This is a genomic window from Streptomyces sp. NPDC045026, from assembly GCF_056432625.1.
In genome coordinates, this window is the sequence record NZ_JBWKIS010000029.1 from 102,451 (window position 1) to 108,496 (window position 6,046).

Below are 6,046 nucleotides of genomic sequence, written 5' to 3' on the forward strand. Positions count from 1 at the left end.
AGGGCCTCACAGGGAGAGGGACGGTCCGGAGCTGTGGACGATGTCCCGCAGCTGGATGCGATCGGTGTAGCGGGCGCTGTCGCGCGCGGCGCTCAGCTCGGCGCGGCTGACCGTACCGGTGCAGCGGCCGTCCTCGTCACAGAGGAGGAGATGACCGTCACGGGAGCTGTCGAGGACGGACAGGGCGACCTCGACGGTCATGTCGGCCCAGACGTGAGGTCCCGACGGCCTCAGAGACGCGTTCCCCGAAGGGGGACGGGCCGTCTCACGCGGATGTGTCTCGACCAGTGTCAAAGTGCCTCCTACGGGATGGCGGGATGGGACGAAGGGCGATGGAACGAAGGGCTGGCACCAAGGACTCGTACGAAGGGCTCGTGCGAAGGGCTCTGGTACGCAGGGCTGCGGCGTGACAGATCAGGACGCTGCGGCGACCGAGGGCGCGGACTGCCAGGAGGCTCCCGTCCCCGGCCCCGCCCCCGGCCCCGTGCGCGGCTGGTCGGCGGTGCGCCTCGGATCGGCGGCGCGCCGGGCCTCGGCGGAACGGCTGCGACGGCCGCGCGTGCTCGACCCGCTGCGCCGAGGGCGTTCCGCCACCGGCGCGGTGATCACGACCGGCACACCGGACGGCGCCCGCGCGCCGGTGATGCGGCTCAACTCGGCCTCGCCCGAACGGACTTGGGCGATCTGCGGGGTGATCCCGGCGTCCCGCATCAGCCGGCTCATGTCTCTGCGCTGGTTGGGCAGGACGAGGGTGACGACGCTGCCGGACTCGCCGGCACGGGCGGTACGGCCGCCGCGGTGCAGGTAGTCCTTGTGGTCGGCGGGCGGGTCGACGTTGACGACGAGGTCGAGGCTGTCGACGTGGATGCCGCGGGCGGCGACGTTGGTCGCGACCAGGACGGTGACGTGGCCGCTCTTGAACTGGGCGAGGGTGCGGGTGCGCTGCGGCTGGGACTTGCCGCCGTGCAGGGCGGCGGCGCGCACACCGACGCCGAGCAGGTCCCGGGTCAGCCGGTCCACGGCGTGCTTGGTGTCGAGGAACATGATGACCCGGCCGTCGCGGGCGGCGATCTCCGTGGTGGCCGCGTGCTTGTCGACCGGGTGGACGTGCAGGACGTGGTGTTCCATCGTCGTCACGGCGCCGGCCGACGGATCGACGGAGTGGACCACGGGGTCGTGGAGATAGCGGCGCACGAGGAGGTCGACGTTGCGGTCGAGCGTGGCGGAGAACAGCATCCGCTGCCCTTCCCGCCCCATCTGGTCGAGCAGGGCCGTGACCTGGGGCATGAAGCCCATGTCGGCCATCTGGTCGGCCTCGTCGAGCACCGTGACGGCCACCTCGTCGAGCCGGCAGTCGCCTCGGTCGATGAGGTCCTTGAGCCGCCCCGGGGTGGCGACGACGATCTCGACTCCACCGCGCAGCGCTCCGGCCTGACGTCCGAGGGACATGCCGCCCACGACGGTGGCCGTCCGCAGCTTCAGCGAGCGCGCGTACGGGGCGAGTGCCTCGGTGACCTGCTGGGCGAGTTCGCGGGTGGGGACGAGGACCAGGGCGAGCGGCCTGCCGGGCTCGGCCCGCCGCCCGGCCGTACGGGCGAGGAGCGCGAGCCCGAACGCGAGGGTCTTGCCGGACCCGGTACGGCCGCGCCCGAGCACGTCACGCCCGGCGAGGGAGTTGGGCAGGGTGGCGGCCTGAATGGGGAACGGCTCGTTCATGCCGAGGCTGGTAAGCATCCGCAGGAGCTCGTCCGGCAGCGGAAGTTCCCCGAAGGAAGAGACGGCGGGGAGGCCCGGCTGTACGCTCTTCGGCAACGCGAACTCCCCGGAAACCACACTCCGACTCGTTCGCCCGGATCGACCGGCCCCATACGTACGTTTCATGATCAGCAAACCTTCCTGGACGCGGCACGAAAACGCACGGCACGCGTCAAGGAATTCCCGCGACATTCGAACAGCACAGGGAAATCGCAGGAACGAGCCGAATGATTTGGTGCCGAAATCCCGAACGGCACCCGGAAAAGCAACGAGCTGGGGCCCGCACCCCAAGGTGCGGGCCCCAGCTACGGTCTACGCGTCAGCGACGACGTCAGGCGGGAACGATGTTCTCGGCCGTCGGGCCCTTCTGGCCCTGACCGATGTCGAAGCTCACCTTCTGGCCTTCCTGCAGCTCACGGAAGCCCTGGGCGGCGATGTTCGAGTAGTGGGCGAAGACGTCGGGGCCGCCACCGTCCTGCTCGATGAAGCCGAAACCCTTTTCCGCGTTGAACCACTTCACGGTGCCAGTAGCCATGTCATATCTCCTTCGGGGCAGTGCCCGGAGCCCACACTGTGCGAACTCCTGTCGCCGCGATCATCGCCCCGCCCGGAAAGACACCGGAAACACAGAAGCGCTCCCGTCGGAACGAAATATCCCAACGGAGGCACTCGAAGTTTTTGGGAACCACAACTGCAACTAAATCCAACAGTAGCACGCCACCTCGAAATCCCGCAGATCTCCAATTTCCCCACACCCCGCCGACCGGAAAAACTTCAGCCCGCCGCCCTCAATTTCTGCACTCGCCGGAACAGATATTTCGCTCAGTGGCCGGAAACCGACCGCCGGGCGCGGAGCCGTTCGCGACCCCGGCTGACCAGGAGCGAGGTCATCGCCACGACGGTCACGAGCTGCGAGATCACGACGAGGCCCTTCTCCGCGTACCAGAGAGGTTCGTACATGTCGGGCAGCGGGCCGAGTGCGCCGACGTCGACGTAGCGGTAGACCAGCAGGGCCGCGAGCCCGCCGGCCGCGGTGAGCCAGGCGAAGACGTCGCCCAGGGACCGGCGCCAGAACACGACGAGTACGGCGGCGAGCGCGGCGAGGGCGGTCTCGATCCTGAAGAGCGAGCCCTGGCTGATCGTGGCGTTGACGGGGTCGTAGCGTGACGCGAGATCCGCGTGCACGTACGCGTTGACGGCGAGTCCGGCGGCGGCGAGGACGCGGGCCGCCGCGCGCCACGGCCGGCGCGCGGCGCGGGGATTCGGCGGGTCAGTCGGTGCGTGGGGCATGGCTGGGGCTCCCGAGAACGAGGGCGTGCGGGGTGCGCCGACGTCAGCGGACCGTGAGAGTGCCCTTCATGTTCGGGTGAATGGTGCAGATGTAGGAGTACGAGCCCGGCTTGGACGGCGCGGTGATCGTGGCCGACTTCCCCTGCGCGAGGTCGCCGGTGTCGAAGGACTTGTCGTCGGCGGTCAGCGTGTGCGTGGCCGAGTCCTCGTTCGTGACGGTGATCTTCGTGCCGGGGCTGACCTCCAGCTTGGCCGGGTGGAAGGCGAAGCCCTTGATGGTGACCTTCACTTCGCCCTTTCCGGTCTCGGAGGACGACACCGATACGGAAGCGGAAGCGGGCGGGGTACTGCTGGAGGAGGATCCGTTGCCCGAATCCGAGCAACCGGTGAGGGTGGTGACCAGGCACAGGGCGGCGGCGATCAGGGCCGCGTGCGGTCGGCGGTGACGCAGGGACATCATGTCTCCAAGTGGTGTGCGGCGCACGGCAGATGCCGGGCCCATGACCGGATCCGCCCGTCGGCCGGTGAACACGGGCACCGCTAAGTGATGTCGGCAGGCCGAGACCGTCGCACGAGAGACAGCGCCTGAACGGCCTACATACGACGGAACACACCGGGGACACCGGGGACACCGGGGACACCGGGGACCTACACCCTCGCGGGGGTGGGGCGCTCTCTGTCAGGCAACGCCCAGCAGGCGGGCCAGGCCGTAGTCGAACCGGGCGTCGAAGGAGTCGGCGACCATGAGTTGTTCGCCGACCTGGGCGAGCGCGGGATAGGTGTCGATGGCGACTAATTCGCCGAACAACCCGCGCGGGTTGTCCGACAGGGTCTGCTCTTCCCGGGTCAGGCCCAGGGCGAAGTAGACGCCGGCGAACGTACCGGCGACCAGGCGGCCGCCGTCACGATGGGCGAGCAGCGCGGCCCGGTAGCGCCCGGCGACGGTACGGAGCCGTTCGATCGGTTCGGCGGGCAGGCCGGTGACGTCGACGGTGCCGACGATGGTGTCGGCCATCGTTTCGATGAGCGTCTGCTTCGTCTTGACGTACCAGCTCACCGAGTTGAGGTGGGAGCCGAGCGTCCGGGCGACCCCGCGCAGCGACAGCCGGTCGAGCCCTTCGACCTCGAGCGTGGTGAACGCCGCTTCAATGGTCGCGTCCGTCCCGTGGGGCGAAGGCTGTGAGGGCGTCGGCGTCGGTCGCGCGAGCGTGCAGGAAGTAGTCGGCCCATTCGGTGATGTCGGGGTAGGACGAGTCCTGGCTGAGCTGGGTGGCCGCGGCTTGGACGTCGAAGTGCGTGGTGCGGAGTTCGACGCCCGGGCCCAGGAGGGCCCAGTGTGCTCCGGTTCGTCCGTAGGGCATGCCGATGCTGCCGGGGTTGATCACGAGTCGGCCGTGGGCGAGGCGGACGAACGGCATGTGGGTGTGGCCGCAGACCACGGTGCGAATGTCGGCATCGAGTCCGTTGAAGACTTCCTGCCAGCGGTCGAGGCGGGAGTCGACCAGGACGACCTCCTCGTCGTCGCGAGGGGTGGCATGGCAGAACAGCACCTTTCCCAGGCCATTCACGTACAGGGAGAGTGATCGTGGAAGCGAGCTGAGAAGGTCGAGATGGTCCTCGCGGAGCTGTTCGGCTGCCCAGGGGGCGATCGGATCGGGGATCGTTTCGCGTTGCCCCCGGCGGTATTCGAGGAGTTCGCGGTCGGCGTTGCCACTGATCCAGACGACGCGGTCACCGAGGCCGGTCAGCAGGTCGAGAACCTGGGCCGGTTGCGGGCCGGCGGTGATGTCGCCGGTCAGCACGATGCGATCGGCGGTGCTGACGTCTGGTTCGGCGAGTACTGCCTCCAGGGCCGGCAGGACTCCGTGAATGTCGGACAGGACGGCTACGCGGTTCAACACGGTCACCACTGTGGGGCGAAGGCAGCCGAGTGGTGTGATCTTTCGCCCGGCGCGAGTTGCTGCCCGTCCTGCGCACACAGCACTCCGGGCACATCGTGCAGATGTCCTCCGTCGGCGGCGTCGGCGGCACGACCTACGCCGGCACCGATTTCGCCCTCGAAGGACTCTCATAACAGCCACGAGGGCACCGCTACCCAAAACCACCGCAGGGTAGCGGTGCCCCGGCGTGTCCCTGGCCGGGGCACGCAGGCCAATGGCCAACAGGAACGCTCAGCCGGGCCAACAAGCACACTCAGGGGCCGACTGAAGAACTCGGTCACACTCGGGGCCGCCGTCTTGGATCTTGCCAGGGCAAAGGTGGCGTCAGGCGGGCTGCAGGGCGGGCGTCGCCGGAGCGGCCGCGACCTTGCGGGTCTCGCGCATTATCAGCAGGCCGTTGACCACCATCAGTGTCGCGGTCAGGCAGTGGACGCCGAGCGCGGTGGCCACGGAGCCGTGGTGGGCCAGCACGGTGGTCATGTCGCCGTACGCGGCGAGGGCCTCCACCAGCAGCGCCCAGCCCAGCGCCCGGCGGTGGCCCGTCACGAGCAGGATACCCAGGACCAGGGCCAGGACGACGTCGCGGATTCCCTTGATGACCAGGAAGCCGTCGCCGTCGCCGGACGGCCAGCTCGGCAGGCCGAAGCCCGGCGCCGTCGTCTCCGGGCTCAGGATGAACTCCGTCCCGAACCAGAGGATGAAGAGGATGAAGGCGGCGGCCAGGACGGTGTTGACCTTCTTCAGCAACATTGTTCTTCTCCTTGCAGTCTTCGTCGGCCTGATGAACTTCGTGGAGCTTTCTGAGTCGCGTGGGGGCCTGATCAAGCCGCGCGGACGCGGCTGATCGAGGGGCGTAGCTTGTCGGGATCGCCGCTGTGGGACCTGAGCGGCAGCTGCATTCCCGGATGTCGGGAGTTCGGTGGCCCGCTGCCGCCCGGGGAGCGGGGATCGTGCACCACCGGCTCGGGGCCGGCTCGCGGGGTCAGGCGAGGGCGGCGACGAGCAGGGTGAAGGCGGCGATGATGACGGCGACGCGGACGTAGTGGAAGCGGTCCCAGCGG

Annotated in this window: 8 protein-coding genes and 1 pseudogene; all 9 read right to left on the reverse strand. The window is 68.9% G+C overall.

Annotated features, from left to right (window positions below; translation table 11 throughout):
• Positions 1–6: 6 nt before the first annotated feature.
• Positions 7–201, reverse strand: coding sequence for a CBS domain-containing protein (locus AC07EJ_RS38310; RefSeq protein ID WP_389480107.1), 195 nt, complete (start codon positions 199–201; stop codon positions 7–9).
• Between the two features lie 213 nt (positions 202–414).
• Positions 415–1,881 (reverse strand): DEAD/DEAH box helicase, encoded by a 1,467-nt coding sequence (locus AC07EJ_RS38315; protein WP_389480104.1) that lies wholly within the window; start codon positions 1,879–1,881, stop codon positions 415–417.
• A gap of 205 nt (positions 1,882–2,086) precedes the next feature.
• On the reverse strand, positions 2,087–2,290 hold the full coding sequence (locus tag AC07EJ_RS38320; RefSeq protein WP_100591190.1) for a cold-shock protein: 204 nt from the start codon (positions 2,288–2,290) through the stop codon (positions 2,087–2,089).
• 287 nt (positions 2,291–2,577) lie between these two features.
• Positions 2,578–3,045, reverse strand: a complete 468-nt coding sequence (locus AC07EJ_RS38325) for a hypothetical protein (RefSeq protein WP_389480102.1) — start codon at positions 3,043–3,045, stop codon at positions 2,578–2,580.
• A gap of 43 nt (positions 3,046–3,088) precedes the next feature.
• Positions 3,089–3,505: a cupredoxin domain-containing protein gene (locus AC07EJ_RS38330; protein ID WP_478885983.1), complete on the reverse strand. Its 417-nt coding sequence runs from the start codon at positions 3,503–3,505 to the stop codon at positions 3,089–3,091.
• Positions 3,506–3,724: 219 nt separating this feature from the next.
• Positions 3,725–4,102 carry a TetR family transcriptional regulator gene (locus AC07EJ_RS38335; RefSeq protein ID WP_389480096.1) on the reverse strand — a complete coding sequence of 126 codons (378 nt, stop codon included), beginning with the start codon at positions 4,100–4,102 and terminating at the stop codon, positions 3,725–3,727.
• Between the two features lie 88 nt (positions 4,103–4,190).
• Positions 4,191–4,946, reverse strand: coding sequence for a metallophosphoesterase family protein (locus tag AC07EJ_RS38340; protein ID WP_478885984.1), 756 nt, complete (start codon positions 4,944–4,946; stop codon positions 4,191–4,193).
• Between the two features lie 363 nt (positions 4,947–5,309).
• A complete protein-coding gene (locus AC07EJ_RS38345; RefSeq protein ID WP_478885985.1) occupies positions 5,310–5,735 on the reverse strand; it encodes a DUF4267 domain-containing protein in 426 nt (141 codons plus the stop codon).
• A gap of 232 nt (positions 5,736–5,967) precedes the next feature.
• Positions 5,968–6,046 (reverse strand): annotated as a pseudogene (locus AC07EJ_RS38350) (DUF1772 domain-containing protein); the annotation flags it as partial.